Consider the following 18,490-nt stretch of genomic DNA (forward strand, 5'->3'; position numbering starts at 1 on the left):
CCTGTCTCAGATCTTACATTTCGGCGGCTGCATCGCCGTCGTCATCGCTCTCCGGTCCGCCGTTCTCCAGGAACTTGTCGGCGATCAGGCCCGCATTCTGCCGCAGAGCCATCTCGATCTCGCGCAGAAGATCGGGATTGTCACGCAGGAAAAGTTTCGCGTTTTCCCGACCCTGGCCGAGGCGCTGGCTATTGTAGGAAAACCAGGCGCCGGATTTTTCGACGATGCCGGCCTTGACGCCAAGATCGATGAGTTCACCGGTCTTGGAAACGCCCTCGCCATACATGATGTCGAATTCCACCTGCTTGAAGGGTGGTGCCATCTTGTTCTTGACGACCTTGACGCGGGTCTGGTTGCCGACGACCTCTTCGCGCTCCTTGACTGAGCCGATGCGACGAATATCGAGGCGAACCGACGCATAGAACTTCAGCGCGTTGCCGCCCGTCGTCGTTTCCGGCGAACCGAACATGACGCCGATCTTCATGCGGATCTGGTTGATGAAGATCACCATGCAGTTGGACTTGGAGATCGACGCGGTGAGCTTACGCAGTGCCTGGCTCATCAGGCGGGCCTGCATGCCCGGCAGACTGTCGCCCATTTCGCCTTCGATTTCAGCGCGCGGCACGAGAGCTGCAACCGAATCGACGACGAGAACGTCGATCGCGCCGGAGCGGACCAGCGTGTCGGTGATTTCCAGCGCCTGTTCGCCGGTGTCCGGCTGCGAGATCAAGAGGTTTTCGAGATCGACGCCCAGCTTGCGCGCATAGACCGGATCGAGCGCATGTTCGGCGTCAACGAAGCCGCAAATGCCACCCTTCTTCTGTGCCTCGGCGATGGTCTGCAGCGCCAGCGTCGTCTTGCCCGAGCTTTCCGGGCCGTAGATTTCAATGATGCGCCCTTTCGGCAGGCCGCCAATGCCGAGCGCGATATCGAGGCCGAGCGAGCCGGTCGAAACAGTTTCGATCTCGATTACACTATCCTTCGAACCGAGCTTCATGATCGATCCCTTGCCGAACGACCGTTCGATCTGGGAGAGAGCCGCTTCAAGTGCCTTGCTTTTATCCACCGATTTGTCCTCTACGAGCCGCAAAGAGTTTTGTGCCATTTGGTCCCACCTTTAGGTTATTGAAGCTACCGAGGCAATGAAGCCGCCGCAGGAGTTTTTGTACATGGTTTGTTCCGCTTTGGCAATAGAGTGGCAACCAATTGAATGATAACGGTTATTCTCGTTACGTTCGATTCTTGTTCACGGGCATTGTACCACATTTCCACAAGGCCTTGCTGAGGCAGGGCCAGGCTTGGCGACACCAGTACGATTCGCGACGATGGCGCGTCTGTGAATTTGGATTGAAGCAGTCCAAAGAGGAGCTTTTATGAAGAAACGGGAAATCGCCGTGTTCGGCGGCGCCCACATCGACCGTCGTGGCCGCATCAGCGGCGTCACTGCGCCCGGCGCGAGCAATCCTGGTTCGTGGTTCGAGGAAGCGGGAGGCGGCGGTTTCAATGCGGCGAGAAACCTTGCCCGTCTTGGTCACAGCGTACGAATGATCAGCCCGCGCGGCGGCGACGCGGCAGGCGAGATGGTGGCGGCCGCCGCGGCCGAGGCCGGTGTAATCGATTGCCCCTTCACCTTTCTCGATCGGAAGACGCCGAGTTACACCGCAATTCTCGAAAACGACGGCAACCTGGTCATCGCGCTTGCCGACATGGAACTTTACCAGTTGTTTTCACCGCGCCGCCTGCAGCAGCGCGCGATACGCGAAATATTGGCGATAAGCGATTTGGTGCTCATGGATGCCAACCTCCCCGAGGAAACGCTTGTCGCCTTGGTCGACGCGGCATCCGGGGACGGCCGACTTGTGGCCGGCATCGCCGTGTCGCCGGCAAAGGTGATGCGCTTCAGGAAATGCCTCAGCGGGCTCAGTTTCCTGTTCATGAACGAAGCGGAAGCGCGTGCCCTGACCGGGATCGACGCCAGCGAGGCCAAAGACTGGCCAACGCTGTTGCGGGAGGCCGGTCTTACGGGTGGCGTCGTAACACGCGGCAGCGCCGCTGCGGTCGCCTTCGACCGCAGCAAGGCAAGCCTCATTGTCCCGCCGGCTCTCCCGGCGCTTGCGGATGTCACTGGCGCTGGCGACGCATTGGCCTCGGGATTCCTCACAGCGCGGCTTTCGGGTCTCGATCTTGCCGGATGCCTGCGCCATGGCATTGCCGCGGCGGGGATAGCGCTTCGCTCGTCTTTTGCCGTTTCGGAAGAGATGTCCCCGGGCAACCTCGAACAGGCGATTGCGCTTGTGCCGGCGCCGCAAATGCTGTCATGAGAACCGACGTTGAACGCCGGGCGGGACGAAAGCATGCGCAGCTTTCCGCCCGCTCTCACTTCCAACCTTTTTACAAACGATCTCGATGATTTTTGGTTTGATTCAGCCGAGCATGATCGCGATTTAAGGATAGATTCATGAGCAAGCCCTCCTCCCCGTCCCTGCCGATCGCATATTCCGACGAAGTCGCGGCCGCCAAGGCACGCGGCGCGCCGATCGTCGCGCTGGAATCGACGATCATCACCCATGGCATGCCCTACCCTGGCAACCTCAACATGGCCCGCAGCGTCGAGGCGATCATCCGTGAACAGGGCGCCGTGCCCGCAACGATTGCGGTCATCCACGGTGTCCTTCATATTGGCCTCGATGACGCGAAGCTGGAAGCACTTTCGAAAACGGAAGGCGCCATGAAGCTGTCGCGTGCCGATCTTGCCTTCGCGATCGCCGAACGTCGCACGGGCGCCACGACGGTGGCGGCGACGATGATCGCCGCGGCGCGCGCCGGTATCAGCGTCTTTGCCACCGGCGGGATCGGCGGCGTTCACCGCGGCGCGGAAGAGAGCTTCGACATTTCCGCCGATCTGGACGAACTCGCCCGCACCGGCGTGATCGTTGTCTGCGCCGGCGCAAAGGCCATTCTCGATATTCCGAAGACGCTCGAGGTGCTGGAGACTCGCGGCGTGCCGGTCGTCACCTATGACAGCGAAACCTTCCCGGCCTTCTGGTCGCGCGATTCCGGTATCAAGAGCCCGCTGATGCTGAACAGCCCCGCCGCGATCGCCAATTTCCAGAAGATGCGCGATCTGCTCGGCATCGAGGGCGGCATGCTAGTTGCCAATCCGGTTCCCGAGGGGAGCGAGATTCCGCGCGAGGAGATGGAAATCTACATTACCCGTGCTCTCGACAATGCCGCGAGCGACGAGATCGTCGGCAAGGCCGTCACGCCTTATCTGCTCGACAACCTCTTTCACATGACCGACGGCCGCAGCCTCGACACCAATATCGCGCTCGTGGAAAACAACGCCCGTCTCGCCGCCGAAATCGCGGTCGCACTGACGGCGAAGTAAGTAACGCAACGCGATCCGGACGAGAAACCGTTACACACTTTTCCAGGAATTTGCTCGAAGAAGGCCCGGCATTGGACCGGGCCTTTTTCATGAACGCGTCGGGTATCAGCGCTCGCTCATGAATCCAGCATCTCGCGAACGGCCACCGCCAGTTGCTTCAGCGAGAATGGCTTCGGCAGGAAACCGAATTTCGCATCGGCCGGGAGGTTGCGCGCAAAGGCGTCTTCTGCGTAACCCGACACGAAAATGAACTTCAAGTCCGGGTATTTCTTGCGCAGTTCGCGCAGCAGCGTCGGTCCGTCCATCTCCGGCATCACAACGTCCGATACGACGATGTCGACCGCGCCGTTGAGCTCATCCATGATGTCGAGCGCTTCAACGCCCGATCCGGCCTCGTGAACGGTGTAGCCGCGCGTTTCGAGCATGCGCTTGCCGCCGCGGCGCACCGCTTCCTCGTCCTCGACCAGCAGCACGACGGCGGAATCGCCGGTGAGGTCCGCGGGCTCCGATTCCGCCTTGGCCACCGGCGCCACGACCAGGTCACTGGCCGCCGGCATCGGCGCTTCGGCTGCCGACGACGCTTCGGCAGCGACCTCCTCGCGGACTTCCTCGACATGGCGCGGCAGCAGAATGCGGAAGGTGGTGCCCTTGCCGACTTCCGATTCCGGATAGATATAGCCGCCCGACTGCTTGACGATGCCGTAGACCATCGAAAGGCCGAGACCGGTGCCCTTGCCAACTTCCTTCGTCGTAAAGAAGGGCTCGAAGATCTTGTCCATGATCTCCTGCGGAATGCCGGTGCCCTGGTCGGCGACCTCGACCAGGACGAAGTCATCCTCCGGCAGCTCCCGTCGTCCGAGTGCCGCCACCTCGCTTGCCGGCAGATTTCGCGTCCGCAGCGTGATCGTCCCGCCTTCAGGCATGGCGTCGCGCGCATTGACGGCGAGATTGAGCAGGACCTGCTCGAACTGGCCGAGATCGGTCTTCACCGGCCAGAGGTCTCGGCCGTAGTCAACCTCGACCTTGACATTGGTACCGGTCATCCGGTCGACCAGCATGCGCAGATCGCCGATGACGTCGGTGAGGTTCAGCACCGTCGGGCGCATCGTCTGCTTGCGCGAAAAGGCAAGCAGTTGCCGCACGAGCACGGCGGCGCGATTCGCATTGCGCTTGATTTCCATCAGGTCGGCGAAGGTAGCATCTGCGGGCCGCGCCGAAAGCAGAAGGTGGTCGGACGAAAGCAGGATCGCGGTCAGCACATTGTTGAAATCGTGTGCGATGCCGCCTGCGAGCGTCCCCACGGCATTCATCTTCTGCGTTTGCGCCATCTGGGTCTCGAGCGCCTTTTGCTCGGTGATCTCCAGCGCATAGATGATCGCCGCCTCCTCCGGCGCCTGATCGCTCTGGTCGATCACCGCGTTGACATAGAAGCGAAAATGCCGCCCCTCGTCGCTCGGATGCAAGGCGTCGATCGGCGCGATGTCGCTCTGCCGGTCCTTCGCCGCCGCAAGTGCTTCCTGAAGGCGGCCCTTTTCGGATTCGTGCACGACCGTTTCGATCAGCATGCCGCGCTCGACGTCGTCCTGTGAAACAAGCCCAGCAAACAGCTTCAGGAACGGAGCGTTGGTCCTCAGGATCCGCCCGTCGCCGTCGACAGAGGCGATCGCCATCGGCGTGTTGTTGAAGAAGCGCGTGAAGCGCATGGCGGCGTTCGAGGCCGACTGATCGCCATCGTCGCCTTCACGCGACATGACAATCGTCCGGCTTTCGCCCGGCGCACCGTCACGGGTCGAAGAAACGCGGTGGATCAGGCGCACCGGCAGGCTCTGGCCGTTGGCCTTGCGCAGGTCGAGATCGAGCACCTTCGTCTTCTTGAAGCCCGGTTCCGCCTGGACCGACTGGACGAGTGCGAGGCCCTCGCCAGCGACCACATCGGCAATGCTGACCGATCCCGGTTGAAACTTGGTGAGATCGATGCCGAGCCAATCGGCAAGGGTCGCGTTGATATAAAAGATCTCGCCCTTGCGTCCGGCCGAGAAGAAGCCTGCAGGGGCGTGATCGAGATAGTCGATCGCGTTCTGCAGTTCCTTGAAGAAACGCTCTTGGTCGTCGCGCTCGGCCGTGATGTCGGCGATCTGCCAGAGATAGAGCGGGTTCTTGTCGGCGTCCTCCAAAGGCAGCACGCGAGCCTTCAGACGGAACCAGTGGGCGCCGGAGGCGATCGATGCACCGTTTGCGAGCGGCTTCAGCAACCGGAATTCCTCGTGCCCCTTCTTGCCTTCGTGGAGGCCGTTGGTGAGCCGATAGATCGCTTCGGTTGCCTCGCGGTTCCTGGAGAGAATGGTCTCGAGCGATTGGATGCCGGCGGCGCTCTTGGCACCGGTCAGAGCTCCGTAGGCGGCATTGGCATAGATGATCCGCCCCCTGCGGTCGGTGACGATCGTGCCATCCTCGTGGGCATCGAGAAAGGCGCGCGCGAGCTCGTCGGGGCGCGTCTGCGGCATGACTTCGATGAAACCGATCACCGACGAGACCAAGAAGAATATGCCGACCATCGCCAGCACGCCCAGGATGCCGAGGACGATTTCGTTTTCGAGCTGGTTCTTGAAGACGACGAAGGCGGCTGCCGACGCGGTGAGAACGATCGCCAGCAGGATGATCCGCAAGACCGTGCCGGGCCGGACGCCGCGGTCAACGACCGGCATCTGGTAGTCGCCTGACTGCCGCAATTTCGTCATCGGGTCCTCACCTGCCGCTGCGGCCGCGCGCTCCTTGTTCAGGCGTGCAAGACTCGCTGCAATCCTTTGCGTTGCTGCATAACTTATCCTCAAATCGATCCCGGCTTAAGGAATCATGCAGTAGCCGGCGTCCGACCAACGTTTCGCGAAATCCGCAGTTGCCTTTCCCGCGTTCGGATCATCGAACTGGAATCATCTTTAACAATCAGAGATAACAGCAAAAAGCGTCTCTGCGGAAGCATCGCGGTCAATTCACAGAGAATGTCGGGCGCGAGCTTGTACCGGCCTGAAAAAAGCCGTCAAATATTGACATGCGGGGGAGGCAGAAGGAGTTCAGCCTATGATCGAAACCATTGTCGGGGACAACGGCAGCCGATTCATCATCGCCGCTGCGGCCGTTGCCGTCGGGCTCTTGTGCCTTGTAGCCGTGCTCTGGATCATGCGCCACAGACCCTCCTCTCCCTTTGTGCGCGGCGGCAAGAACAGACAGCCGAGACTTGCCGTCCTCGATGCCGCTGCTGTCGATGCGCGCCGCCGCCTGGTGCTTGTTCGTCGCGACGACGTCGAACATCTCATCATGATCGGCGGCCCGACGGACATCGTCATCGAAAGCCGAATTGCGCCCGACGGGGCCCCGCCGGCAGAGACGAGCGCCGCCGTCGCCGCGGAGCAAAAGGCCGTTGAGGCGCCGAAGGCCGCCCCCAGTCCTGAACCGAGACCTGAACCGAGGCCTACCCCGGCGCCGATTCCGGCAGAAACCGCAGCCCCTGCCCAGGTGCGCGCAGCAGCACGCGTGGAAGAGCCGGTGCAACCAGCAGCGCCCCGAGTGGAGCCGGCACCGCCGATCCGTCTTGCCGCGGAGCAAAGACCCGCGATGGCGGCGCAGCCGCTCCAGCAACAGCCCCCCGTCAGGGTCACGCCGCCCGTGTCCCCGGTTCCCACCACCGCTGCCATAGAACGTGCGGAAGATATTTTCGACGTCGCTCGCGAGCGGGTGCTACCAGTCGCGCCACGGCGCGACCAGGCGCCAATGCAGCAGGGTTCAGTGCAAACGGCCTTCGTGCCGGCGGCGCCGATACAGGCGATGCCAATTCAACCGGCCGCGTCGGACAGGGTATCGGACTTCGAGCGGATTCTCGATGCGGAGATCAGCGGCGATCTTCAACGGCTGGCGCCCGCCGTTGGGCCTCAGGCCGAGAGCCGGCCGATCGCGGGTGGCCGTCAGGAACCCTTGCTCGGAGGCACTCCGGACAATGTCCGCAAGGAGCCGACGATCGAAGACGAAATGACACGCATGCTCGCCGACATTTCCGCCGGGCGTAAGCCCTGAGCGCGGCAGTGACCGTGTGAGGCGCTTCCAGTTGGGAGCGAACGGTCAGGATAATCCCGGGTTGCTCGAGGGCACGTTGGCCTGCGACAGGTCGCCTTAAATCGTAGCCGATTTTTAAGGCAACATGCCGCAATTCAAAGTGCTACAGCGTCCTTTGCACGTCCGATAAGACGCGCGGTGCTGCAAGTGGCTCTATAAAGAAAAACGGCGCAGTTAACCGCGCCGTTTTTTTCAGATCAGGAAGAACCTGTATCCGTTATTCGTCCCGATAGACCTTCTCGCGACGTTCGTGACGCTCCTGCGCCTCGATCGAAAGGGTTGCAATCGGCCGGGCGTCCAACCGTTTCAAACCGATCGGTTCGCCCGTTTCCTCACAGTAACCGTAGGTGCCTTCGTCAAGCCGCTGCAAGGCAGCATCGATCTTGGCGATCAGTTTCCGTTGCCGGTCCCTGGCGCGCAATTCGATGGCCCGGTCTGTTTCGGAAGAAGCTCGGTCCGCGAGGTCCGGATGGTTGGCGCTCTCCTCTGCCAAGTGGTCCAGTGTCTCGCGGGCTTCGCGAAGGATATCATTTTTCCAGGCATTCAACTTTGCACGAAAATATGCCCGGTGGTTTGCATTCATGAATTCCTCGTCCTCGGAGAGGACAAAGGTACTAAGATCGATCTTCTCACTCAACGCGATTCTCCTGAAGAACATCTCATTGCGGCGGTGTATAGACCTATGGAAGCTCTGATTCAAGCCTTGTGCCAGACACTCAACCGCATTTTAACAATGCTTGCATTTCAGGCTAACTGGCGAATATTTCATCAAAATTACACACGAAGTCTTGATCGCCGCTTAAGGCCGGCCGCTCTACCTCCAAACCGCCGGCCGATGCCGGCGAGATATCGGATCGCGACATCTGGTGTGCCTTGGGCGTCAATTCAATAGGCGTGGGTGCCACGGAAAACGTAAGCCGACGGCTTGATCTTTGCTGCGGCAGCGGGACAAGGTACCCACCCTGGCGGACTCGCGACTGGATCCGGCCACAATAGATGCCTCCAACCCTCGGGCGATTTGGCCGCCCCCGGAAGATATATGCAAGACAGCGTCGCCCCGGCATTTCGCCTCTTCCTTCTCCGCCACGCCCGTTCGGGCTGGGCGCTGCCGGGGCAGCGGGATTTCGACCGCACGCTTGACGATACCGGCTTTGCCGAGGCGGAACTGATCGCCCAGAGTGCTGCCGATCATGGCATTCGCCCGGACCTGATCCTTTGCTCGACCGCCGTACGGTGTCGCCAGACCGCCGAACCGCTCTACCGAACGCTCGGCGAAGACATCGACCTTCAATATATCGATGCGCTCTATACGGGGTCGATGAACGTCTACGCCGAACTTCTCGATGCAAATTCCACCGTGGCCTCGCTGATGCTCATCGGTCACAATCCGATGATCGAGGAGCTGTTTCGGCGACTGCTCGGCGACGACGCTGCGGACAGGGTCCTCGCGGACGGCTATCCTCCCGCCGCCTTGGCAGTCATCGACTTTTCGGCACCCCCGACCGCCGGCGCCAGGTGGTTGGCGCGGCTTTCGACGCTGTTGCTGCCCGTGCCGGGGGAGCCGGGAAGGTCGTGACGAAATCCGCCCCGCCACCCGAAAATCCGACTACGTCGTTGCAGTGGCGGAAAGATTTCCTATATCGCACCACGGCCAAAGCATGTGCGCGGCGTATTCAATGGCTGCAGGTGAGCAGAAGATTCTCATAGCGACGGAATCAATCCCGAGGAACGGATAGACTTGGCGCCCATTTTGAGCAGCTTCAAAGATGATGCCCTGATTGCGCTGGACAATCTTGCCGATCGCGCATCCGGGCTCGTCAATCCGGCAGTCCGCCTCGGAGTGACCGGCCTGTCGCGTGCCGGCAAGACAGTTTTCATTTCGTCGGTCGTCCATAATTTGCTGAATGGCGGTCGCCTGCCGGTGTTCGAACCCATCCGATCCGGGCGGGTCTCGAAGGTCCGTCTGGAGCCGCAGCCTGACGATGCGGTGCCACGCTTCCAATACGAGGATCATATCGCCGCTCTGGTCAGGGATCGGGTCTGGCCCGATTCGACGAGGGCGATTTCGCAGCTGCGCATCACGCTCGACTATGAAAGCGCCAGCGGCTGGAACCGGATGTTCTCGCCCGGGCGGCTCTCGATAGACATCGTCGACTATCCGGGGGAATGGCTGCTCGACCTGCCCCTGCTCGCGCAGGATTTCCGGCAGTTCAGCGAGAGTACGGTGCGGCGGGCGCGCACTGGCACGCGCGCAGGCCTGTCGCGTGAGTGGCTGGCGCTTGCGTCGGTGAGTGGTGCCACTGCGGCAGCCGACGAGGGCAGCGCCCGGCGGCTTGCCGAAAGCTTCACCGCCTATCTCCAAGCCTGCAAGGCTGACGAGCGATCCCTCTCGACGTTGCCGCCGGGCCGTTTCCTGATGCCCGGAGATCTCGAGGGTTCGCCGGCGCTGACCTTTTCGCCGCTTCCGGATCTGCCTGCTGGCCGCGCGCCGAAAGGGTCGCTCTGGGCGATGATGGAGCGCCGGTACGAGGCCTACAAGACCCACGTCGTCAGCCCGTTCTTCCGCGAGCACTTCGCCCGTCTCGACCGCCAGATCGTCCTTGTCGATGCTCTGCAAGCAATCAATCGCGGGCAGGAAGCGCTGAATGATCTGGAACAGGCACTTGCCGACGTGCTCGCCTGCTTCCGGCCCGGCACCAATTCCTGGCTTTCGTCGCTGTTCACGCGCCGGATCGACCGGGTCTTGATCGCCGCCACGAAGGCCGACCATCTGCATCACGAAAGCCACGACCGGCTCGAACGCATCACCGCCCGGCTCGTCAGCCGCGCGGCCGAACGGATCGGCATGAGCGGCGCAGGTCTTGAAGTGATGGCGCTTGCATCCGTACGCGCGACGCGCGAGGCGACGGTGAACCACGACGGCCACACGCTGCCGGTGATCGTCGGCATCCCGATCGCCGGCGAGAGGATCAATGGCGAAGTATTCGACGGAGAGAGAAAGACAGCGATATTTCCCGGTGACTTACCGGAAGATCCTGAAGTTCTTTTCGAGCCAGTGGACGGGCATCTTAAGGCCTCGAAACCCACGGAAGTGGAGCGCGCGATGCCTGAGCTGAACTTCGTGCGCTTCCGCCCACCGCATCTTGAAGAGACGCGCGGCGGATTGAAGCTCTCGGTCCCGCATATCCGGCTCGACCGTGCGATGCAGTTCCTGCTCGGAGATCGCCTGGCATGAGCGACGATTTCAAGAACCGCGGGCGCAAGCCGGCCTCCTTCTTCGTCGAGCCTGACGAACAGACGGAACATGCTGAGCGACAACAACAACGCCGCGCGCCGGCAAGCTTCAGCGACCGGGTCGTCATGACGCCTGATGCCGAAGACCCTTTCATCGAGACAACTGCGGCAATCGAGGCGCTCAATCTGCCGGAGGCAACGCCGCGCCGACGACGGTTTTCTTTTGGCAAGGTGGCCGCGGGTGCACTGGGGATACTGCTTTCGCTTGCCCTGGGGTTGTGGGTCGATCGCCTGGTTCGCGACCTGTTCTCTCGTGCCGATTGGCTTGGCTTCGGCGCGATCGCTATCGTCGCGATCGGCGCCCTCGCCTTCCTGGTCGTCGTCGTGCGGGAACTCTCCGGCATGATGCAACTGACGGCGATACAGCAGTTGAAAAAGGATGTCAGTGACTCTGCCGCCAGCGCCAAGACCGCGCGTGCCGCAACGGCGAGGCTTGTCCACCTGCTGGCCGCCAATCCCCGCACGGCGAAAGGACGGGCGCGGCTCGCGGAAACCGAGGGCGAGATCATCGACGGCCCTCACCTCATAGAGTTGACCGAGCGGGAATTGCTGACGCCGCTCGACCGCGAGGCGCGCCGGATCATTCTGGCCGCCTCAAAACGCGTGTCGATCGTCACAGCTGTAAGTCCACGCGCGCTCGTCGATCTTGGCTATGTCCTCTACGAGTCCGCCCGCATGATCCGTGCGATGGCGGAGCTCTACGGCGGTCGCCCGGGCACGCTCGGCATGCTGCGGCTCATGCGCGACGTCATTGCACATCTTGCCGTCACCGGCTCGATTGCCGCCGGCGACAGCCTCATCCAGCAGGTCTTGGGCCATGGCCTCGCATCCAAACTCTCCGCGCGGCTTGGCGAAGGGGTCATCAACGGACTGATGACCGCGCGCATCGGGATAGCGGCGATGGATCTGTGCCGCCCCATGCCATTCCGCGCGCTGAAGCGACCGGGGATCGGCGACTTCCTTTCCGATCTGGCGCCCGGTGCGTCGCGTTCGGCAGATCGACCCGAGAGCTGATCGCTGGCAGTGGTGGCCGCCTAACCATGCCTGTTCACGGATGACTGCAGCCCGCCGGCGCTATATGCCCGCATACCAGTCGTAGCCGAGGTCTTCCCAAAAGCCGCCGTTTCCCTGGCCGTAGGATGCAAGGTCCGAGGCCAGCTCGATCGAGCGAACGTATTTCGCCATCTTGTATCCGAGCTGACGCTCCACCCTCAGGCGCAACGGTGCGCCGTTCGCGATCGGGAGCGGCGCTCCGTTCAATCCATAGGCGAGAATCGTCTGCGGATGGCGGGCATCCAGCATATCGATCGACTCGTAATAGGCGACCTCCCCGGAGAGGCCGAGATTCATCGTATCGAAGCATCGAAACACGACGTAGCGTGCCTCCGCCTTTGCCCTCGCTTCGTCCAGCACGGCGGCGAGCGGAACGCCCGTCCACTTGGCGATGCAACTCCAGCCTTCGACGCAATCGTGCCGGGTAATTTGCGTGCGTGAAGGCATGTTGCGCAATTCGTCGAGCGACAGGCTGAGAGGCCGGTCGACAAGTCCACCCACGTCCAAACGGTAGCCGGCGAAAGCGCTATCCCGAAGCGCGATGTAGGTAACGTCCGTCGGATCGGTCGAGCCGTTCGGCCTTTGGCCCTGCCGGATTTCGCTCTCCGTATATTCTTTTGCCAGGCTGTCGGCACCGATCAGGAAGCGCTGGACGCGATAGGTCAGGTCATTCGCCTTGGCCATGGCATCACGCGCGGTCGCTCCGCTCGACAGCATGCCGTCCAACGCATCGCATCCGGCTAGGGGCAACGTCGAGGCTGCGACCCCTGTCACGGTCAAAAGCCGCCTGCGGTTGATGATGATCCGGCTCATCGTTCGGGTCCTCCCTCGGCTGCCTCCTGGTCGATGCGGTAGCGTCCGGTCACCATGGAGCGCAGCTCGTTGATCGGCCCGGCGGCAAGGACCATGAGGATATGGATGGCAAAGAAGCCGACGAGCAGCAGCATGACAACAAAATGGATGGTGCGTGCCGTCTGGCGGCCGCCGAAGATCTCCGTGAGCCAGGGCACGGCGGCGTTCATTCCCGGTGACATCGTCAGTCCCGTCAGGACCATAAGCGGGAAAAGCAACAGAAGAACAATCGCATAGGAGATTTTCTGAAGGCCGTTGTAAGAGCGGCCATGGTGGAAACGGAACCGCAAATGCTCGACGACACTCCCCGGCAAGCCGCGAATGTCCGAGAAGGTCGGCAGGATATCGCGCCGCAGGTGGCCGTTGATCAGGCTCGCAGCAAACCACGAGGCGAACGTGGCCGCGAATAGCCAGGCGAAGAAGAAGTGGACGACCCTGCCTGTCGCGAGATCATGATAGGACGGCACGGTCAGCCAGGCCGGAAATGCCTGGTACGCCCGGTCCTCCTCCGGTCCGCTGACACCGAGCAGACCGGTGGTGTCTACAGGCCGACCGAGCAGGGTCGTCAGACCCTCGGCGTTACCGTCAGTTCCCCTGACCGCGCGGATCGACAGCACACTGTTGTCGAATGCGAAACCGGATTGCTCCCCGATATAAAGCGATGGGTGGGCATTGAAGATCTGCAAACCGCTGAGGAGCAGGAAGAACAGCGCGACCGCCCATATCCAGTGCGTGATCCGCGTCGCGAGGCCATGCCGACGAATCGTCGTCCGCTGCAGGTTAATGTCGCGCTTTTGCTTGTCTATCGCCGTCGCCATGTCCGAGACCTCCCGCGATATGACAATGACGTAACAGGCGGTGATAAAGTTTCAAAAACACGTCTGCCCCCATCGACGCAATTCCCGGTGAGGCACGCGTGAGCCGCGCAAACAGCGTTTCTCATACGCCGCTGTCCAGGTGGATTGGCACGTATATGAGCAACAAAGAAACCGTCCATTAACCATTTCAGCGCAAATGTGGTTACCAGTTTCGGACGTTGACCCATCAAGGATCGATTATGTTCTCGCGCCCTTCTTTGATCGTTCGCGGCGTTGCCGCTTTTGCGCTTGCTGCCACTGTCGGCCTCGCGACGCCGGCGTCTTCCGGCGCCCGCGACAAGGCGTTTTTCGAGAGGGTGGCCGGCCAGTGGAAAGGTCCCGGCGAGATCGTCGCCGGCAAATACAAAGGCACGAAATTTACCTGCGACCTCACCGGCGAACCGACATCGGGTGCAGACGCCGGGATCAAGCTTGACGGCTTCTGCCGGGTCGGCGTCTTCAAGCAGCCGATGTCTGCAATGATTACGCAGAAGGGCAGCAGCTATACGGGCAAGTTCCTCGATGGCGCCGATGGCAAGGGGCTCGACGTGGTCTCCGGCAATGTCGCGAAGGACAAGGTCGTCGTCGGGATCAACCGCAAGCAGCTCAATGGCGCGATGATCGCCCGGCTGCAGGACGCGGAGACGATGAACATCACAATCTCCGTCAAGGTCGAGAACACGATGATCCCGGTCATAGGCGTCAACCTCAACCGGCAAATGGACAACATCGCCGTCGGCTCGATCAAGTAGCGCCGGAAGACGACGCAAACGGCCCGGCCTCAGCGCCGGGCTTTATTTTTTCTACGGGGGCGTTTTCCGCGTTCAATTGCGCCCCCGCCACCAATCGGCGTCGGCATCCGCCACTTCAATTCCGGCAACATCGGCATCGTTCAGCCATTCGCGGACCGTTCGCCCTTCTATGCAAAGGTCGGCCGCGAAGTCGGCAAGCGGCATCAGCACGAAACCGCGCATCGTCATGCGCGGATGCGGCAATTCGAGCTTTTCGCTCGCTGAGCTCATTCCGTCGAAGGTCAACAAGTCGATATCGATCGTGCGGGGGCCCCAGCGCTCCTTGCGGATCCGCTTCATCGCCCGCTCGATATCAAGGCAGGTGTCGAGCAGCGTTTCGGGATCGAGCGCCGTCTCCACCTCCGCGCAGGCGTTGAAGAACCAGGCCTGATCGGTCTTACCCCAAGGTGGTGTTCGGTAGAGCCGCGACGCGGCGGTAATCTTGCAGTCCGGTCTTTCATCGAGTGCGCGTAATGCCTGCGCCATGGCCCGCGGCGGATCGCCGAGATTGCCGCCCAGACCGAGCGTAGCGTGCCGCCAGGTCCTACTCTGCGACATGCTCGACCGTGACTTCCACGTAATCCAGCACGCCCGGGACCGGCGCGTTCGGCTTGCGGATGGAAACCTTCGCGCGCCGGATTTGCCGGAAGCGCGCGCAAAGGGTCTTTGCGACCTCAAGCGCCAGCGCCTCGATCAGGTAGCGCCGGCGCCCGGTGACGATTCTCTCGATTTCCGCAAAGGCGATGCCGTAATGCACGGTGTCGTCTATGCAATCCTCCGCGAGTGCCGTGCCCTGCTCTACCTCGAGTTCGGCATCAACGAAGAAGCGTTGCCCGAGAAACTCCTCCTCGTCGAGCACGCCGTGCCGGGCGAAGAAAGCGCAATTCTTCAAGGTGATAATGTAGGTCGCGGTCATGGCTTCATATCCCGTAGGCTGTTCTTTGCGGCCAGCATAGCATCTGCCATTAGCAGTGCATCCCTGTTGATTGCGACATCATGCACCCGAAATATCGCAGCGCCCGCAGCCCTGAGCAGCGCGGTTGTTACAGCCGTTCCGACGTCACGCGCCGGTGCATCACGCCCCGTGACCGCGCCGATGAAGCGCTTGCGCGACGTTCCGACCAGCATCGGCAAGCCGAAGCGATGCAACTCGCCGAAACGTGCCATCAGTTCCAGGTTCTCATCGGTGTCTTTGGCAAAGCCGAAACCTGGATCGAGAACGATTCTTTCCCGCGCGACGCCGGCCCGGGCCGCTATCTCAAGCGATCGGTCGAGAAAATGAAACTGATCATCGACGACATCATCGAGCTTCTGCCGGTCGCGGCCCGTATGCATGATGCAGAGCCCCGCGCCCGTTGCCGCCGCGACCTCGGCGATCGCCGGCTCGCGCTGCAGCCCGTGCACGTCATTGACGATGTGGGCGCCCGCTTCCACGGCGAGCCGCGCCGTTTCGGCGCGGTAGGTGTCGACGGAAATGATCGCGTCCGTTTCGCGAGCCAGCCCGGCGATCACCGGAAGGATGCGCGCTTGCTCCTCCTCGGCGGTCACTGGCGCGGCGTCCGGGCGAGTGGATTCACCGCCGATATCGAGGATTTCCGCGCCCTGCTCCACCGCACGCAGGCCTGCGCTTACGGCTGCAGCGGCATCGATGAAGCGCCCGCCGTCGGAGAACGAATCCGGAGTGATGTTGATGATCGCCATCAAAACGCCACGCGGCCCTAGTTCGAGACTGCGCCCGTGCGCCAATTTCCAGCGAAACACCTGAAATGGAGTGTTCGTCATGTCCACATGATCCCCGCGATGCCGAGAAGTGGGCCACATTCATGGCCTCACCGGGAATAGGTCAGCCTGTTCAATATCAACGAGTTGCGAAGCTTTCTTTAGGCTACTCCGAAAGCTCTGAGCGCCACGTCCAGTCGATTTGTGTTGCGCTCGCGCTGGCTATGCCCCAAGCTTCAACGAACTTCAACCAAAGAGAAACACCTATTGATGTACCGAGTACGCGTTCCGCTGAAAGCCGCTCTCGTCGCGCTCTTCGTCGGCCTTCCGCTGGGGAGCGCCGCCGCAGAGACCGTGTTCAGCAAGAGCTTCACCTACTTCTCGATCGGCGGCCGCACGGCTGCCGAACTCGACAAGGCGCTTGCTGCGGCCGGCCCGGTGATGACAAGCACGGGCGCGCGCCATCCCGGAGCGACGCGCATCAAGTTCGGTGGCACGATCACCTATGTCAGCCGCGGCGGGCGTTGTGCCATCGGCACGGCTCGCGTCACGCTCAGCACGCGTATCATCCTGCCGCGCTGGAAATATCGCAAGCAGGCGGGGCGTGATCTTGCGTTGGTTTGGGACACGCTTGCAAGCGACATAAAGCGCCATGAGGAGCGGCATGCGGAGATCGCCCGCAATCATGCGCGCCAGATGGAAAAGGCGTTCTTAGAGCTGAAACCGGAAGCGGATTGCGAGCGTATGCAGGCGAAAGTGGCCCGAACGAGTGCGACCGAAGTCGAAAGGCACGACAAGGATCAGGCACGCTTTGACCGCACCGAGGCCGCCAACTTCGATCGCCGCATGATCCGGTTGCTGCAATACCGTTTGGAAGGCCTCAAGGGCGGGCGCTGAGGTCATTTCCGGCTGCCCCGTGCACGCGCACGGCGATCCACAACGCGATTGTCCGGCTTGTTTAAGAAGCAAGAAATCGCCCCCCAAGAACAGGGTGACTACAGTCTGGAAGTGCGCAAGCCGGCTGCGCAAAACCCACGGTATTTTATTGGCGAATTCTAACGATGGCAGCGAGACGCCGACTCAGCTATATTGATACTATGAAGTGAGCGGTAGAATTGAAGTTCAACCTCTCGACGAGATAGACGTTTGGCTGTCGGCCGGTAGTAAGACGTCGCGCTCGTATTTGGCTTTATTTTGGTTTCGCATCGTTGCTTCAGGCTTTTAATTCAGCGCCGAAGCAATGAAGCAAAAACAGGTTCTCCTGGCGTGTCTTGGTGCAGCAGATGTTCCCTCCCTCATCTGTCTGCGATACGCCTCCTTGCCTCGCTCGTCGATGCGACCAGCGAGGCTTTTTTTTGTGCTGTATCGGAATAGCTGCTGAGTGTCCGGGGTCAGGCCTGGCGCTCCGGAACATGGACGACCAGTCCGTCGAGAGCCTCACTCATCTTGATCTGACAGGACAGGCGCGATGTCGGACGCACGTCGTAGGCGAAGTCCAGCATGTCTTCTTCCATTGCCTCCGGCGCGCCGACGGCAGCCGCCCATTCGTCGTCGACATAGACATGACAAGTCGCGCAGGCGCAGGCGCCGCCGCATTCGGCTTCAATGCCCGGCACGGAATTGCGAACCGCATTCTCCATGACCGTGGAGCCGTTCTCGACATCGAGTTCGTGGCGCGTGCCGTCAAAGGCTACGATCGTAAGTTTTGTCATTTCACTTTCCGGAATGGATTGGTAGGAGTGGCCGCCAGCGCAAGATCCTGCCGCTGCAGGCGGCGACGGCGCGAATTCAGCGCACGTTCTTCCAACAAATTGGCCAGCCAGTCAACAACAGCCGGCCGCGCCCCTTGGCACATGCCTGTCGGGGCGGCGACGGGAGGCGTCTAATAAGCGAGGCCCCGCAGGAGGATTGAAGTCAGCGGCAAAGCTTCAGAATGAAAAGCTCGGTGACGAGCACAGCTGCACCGAGCGCGCCGGCAAGGATCGCGTTCCCTGGTTCCCGCTCGATCGCGGCCGCCGCCTCCGCAACGTCAACGGCGCCGACAGCGAGCGCAGAACCCCTCAGCCGGTGCGCAGCCTGAACGCGCCGATCGGCGTCACTACCAGCGATCTCGCCGACCGCTTGCCGCGCTTGCCGCGCGAAAAGCTGCAGAACTTCGATCTCCAGTTCCTTGTCCCCCATCGTCTGCTTGCCGAGTTGGGCAAAGTCGATGGGCTTGCTGCCGAAGGAAGAACTTCCCGCGTTGTCCGGTGTCTCGAAGGCAATCTTGAGTGCCGCCATGGGTCAGATTCCTGTCAATAGAGTCACGCTCGCCGACGTTGTCGTGCCGCAAAGAGCATGCGTGGATCATCGACCGGCGCCGCTGCCATCGGCTTAAAGCGCGATGCAATTGACGCAGGAATCTGAAGAAATGGTTAATGGACGTTAAA

Annotated in this window: 18 protein-coding genes; 8 read left to right on the forward strand and 10 right to left on the reverse strand. The window is 61.5% G+C overall.

Features of this window, described 5'->3' with window-relative positions:
* Positions 1-13: 13 nt before the first annotated feature.
* Positions 14-1,105 (reverse strand): recombinase RecA, encoded by a 1,092-nt coding sequence (recA, locus tag QN222_RS01095; RefSeq protein WP_136505560.1) that lies wholly within the window; start codon positions 1,103-1,105, stop codon positions 14-16.
* Between the two features lie 268 nt (positions 1,106-1,373).
* Here recA and QN222_RS01100 point away from each other — a divergent pair, with 268 nt between their 5' ends.
* Positions 1,374-2,321, forward strand: coding sequence for a carbohydrate kinase family protein (locus QN222_RS01100; RefSeq protein ID WP_283965906.1), 948 nt, complete (start codon positions 1,374-1,376; stop codon positions 2,319-2,321).
* A gap of 137 nt (positions 2,322-2,458) precedes the next feature.
* Positions 2,459-3,388 (forward strand): pseudouridine-5'-phosphate glycosidase, encoded by a 930-nt coding sequence (locus QN222_RS01105; RefSeq protein WP_283965907.1) that lies wholly within the window; start codon positions 2,459-2,461, stop codon positions 3,386-3,388.
* A gap of 116 nt (positions 3,389-3,504) precedes the next feature.
* Here QN222_RS01105 and cckA read toward each other — a convergent pair whose 3' ends face one another.
* Positions 3,505-6,126, reverse strand: coding sequence for a cell cycle histidine kinase CckA (cckA, locus tag QN222_RS01110; RefSeq protein WP_284005153.1), 2,622 nt, complete (start codon positions 6,124-6,126; stop codon positions 3,505-3,507).
* A 340-nt stretch (positions 6,127-6,466) separates the two neighbouring features.
* On the opposite strand from cckA, the gene QN222_RS01115 reads away from it, so the two are divergent.
* Positions 6,467-7,456 (forward strand): flagellar biosynthetic protein FliO, encoded by a 990-nt coding sequence (locus QN222_RS01115; protein WP_284005154.1) that lies wholly within the window; start codon positions 6,467-6,469, stop codon positions 7,454-7,456.
* A 256-nt stretch (positions 7,457-7,712) separates the two neighbouring features.
* On the opposite strand, the gene dksA is transcribed toward QN222_RS01115, so the two are convergent.
* Positions 7,713-8,132, reverse strand: coding sequence for an RNA polymerase-binding protein DksA (gene dksA / locus QN222_RS01120; protein ID WP_136505565.1), 420 nt, complete (start codon positions 8,130-8,132; stop codon positions 7,713-7,715).
* A gap of 402 nt (positions 8,133-8,534) precedes the next feature.
* Between dksA and QN222_RS01125 the strand changes: the two genes are divergently transcribed.
* The 3 genes from QN222_RS01125 (at position 8,535) to QN222_RS01135 (ending at position 11,803) form a co-directional block, all read left to right on the forward strand.
* Positions 8,535-9,071: a histidine phosphatase family protein gene (locus QN222_RS01125; RefSeq protein WP_283966015.1), complete on the forward strand. Its 537-nt coding sequence runs from the start codon at positions 8,535-8,537 to the stop codon at positions 9,069-9,071.
* Positions 9,072-9,233: 162 nt separating this feature from the next.
* A complete protein-coding gene (locus tag QN222_RS01130; RefSeq protein ID WP_284005156.1) occupies positions 9,234-10,730 on the forward strand; it encodes a YcjX family protein in 1,497 nt (498 codons plus the stop codon).
* Positions 10,727-11,803 carry a TIGR01620 family protein gene (locus tag QN222_RS01135; protein WP_284005157.1) on the forward strand — a complete coding sequence of 359 codons (1,077 nt, stop codon included), beginning with the start codon at positions 10,727-10,729 and terminating at the stop codon, positions 11,801-11,803. The genes QN222_RS01130 and QN222_RS01135 overlap by 4 nt, the downstream gene beginning before the upstream one ends.
* 60 nt (positions 11,804-11,863) lie before the next feature.
* Here the strand turns inward: QN222_RS01135 and QN222_RS01140 are convergent, their stop codons facing one another.
* Together QN222_RS01140 and QN222_RS01145 are read right to left on the reverse strand one after the other, a co-directional pair.
* Entirely contained in the window at positions 11,864-12,655 is a 792-nt protein-coding gene (locus QN222_RS01140) for a molybdopterin-binding protein (RefSeq protein WP_283965506.1), read from the reverse strand.
* Positions 12,652-13,512, reverse strand: a complete 861-nt coding sequence (locus tag QN222_RS01145; RefSeq protein WP_283965505.1) for a cytochrome b/b6 domain-containing protein — start codon at positions 13,510-13,512, stop codon at positions 12,652-12,654. The genes QN222_RS01140 and QN222_RS01145 overlap by 4 nt, the downstream gene beginning before the upstream one ends.
* Positions 13,513-13,751: 239 nt before the next feature.
* Between QN222_RS01145 and QN222_RS01150 the strand changes: the two genes are divergently transcribed.
* A complete protein-coding gene (locus QN222_RS01150; RefSeq protein WP_283965504.1) occupies positions 13,752-14,303 on the forward strand; it encodes a hypothetical protein in 552 nt (183 codons plus the stop codon).
* 72 nt (positions 14,304-14,375) lie between these two features.
* On the opposite strand, the gene folK is transcribed toward QN222_RS01150, so the two are convergent.
* The 3 genes from folK to folP are packed head-to-tail and all read right to left on the reverse strand — an operon-like array spanning position 14,376 to position 16,124.
* Positions 14,376-14,900, reverse strand: a complete 525-nt coding sequence (gene folK, locus QN222_RS01155; RefSeq protein ID WP_283965503.1) for a 2-amino-4-hydroxy-6-hydroxymethyldihydropteridine diphosphokinase — start codon at positions 14,898-14,900, stop codon at positions 14,376-14,378.
* Positions 14,887-15,258 carry a dihydroneopterin aldolase gene (gene folB / locus QN222_RS01160; RefSeq protein ID WP_136505573.1) on the reverse strand — a complete coding sequence of 124 codons (372 nt, stop codon included), beginning with the start codon at positions 15,256-15,258 and terminating at the stop codon, positions 14,887-14,889. Before folB ends, folK begins: the two co-directional genes overlap by 14 nt.
* Positions 15,255-16,124, reverse strand: coding sequence for a dihydropteroate synthase (gene folP / locus QN222_RS01165; protein WP_283965502.1), 870 nt, complete (start codon positions 16,122-16,124; stop codon positions 15,255-15,257). Before folP ends, folB begins: the two co-directional genes overlap by 4 nt.
* 207 nt (positions 16,125-16,331) lie before the next feature.
* Between folP and QN222_RS01170 the strand changes: the two genes are divergently transcribed.
* On the forward strand, positions 16,332-16,958 hold the full coding sequence (locus QN222_RS01170) for a DUF922 domain-containing Zn-dependent protease (RefSeq protein ID WP_283965501.1): 627 nt from the start codon (positions 16,332-16,334) through the stop codon (positions 16,956-16,958).
* 494 nt (positions 16,959-17,452) lie between these two features.
* Here the strand turns inward: QN222_RS01170 and QN222_RS01175 are convergent, their stop codons facing one another.
* Entirely contained in the window at positions 17,453-17,773 is a 321-nt protein-coding gene (locus QN222_RS01175; protein WP_136505576.1) for a 2Fe-2S iron-sulfur cluster-binding protein, read from the reverse strand.
* 202 nt (positions 17,774-17,975) lie between these two features.
* A complete protein-coding gene (locus QN222_RS01180) occupies positions 17,976-18,341 on the reverse strand; it encodes an Hpt domain-containing protein (RefSeq protein ID WP_283965500.1) in 366 nt (121 codons plus the stop codon).
* Positions 18,342-18,490: the final 149 nt, after the last annotated feature.

The organism is Sinorhizobium sp. 6-70, from assembly GCF_030124375.1.
GTDB lineage: Bacteria > Pseudomonadota > Alphaproteobacteria > Rhizobiales > Rhizobiaceae > Sinorhizobium.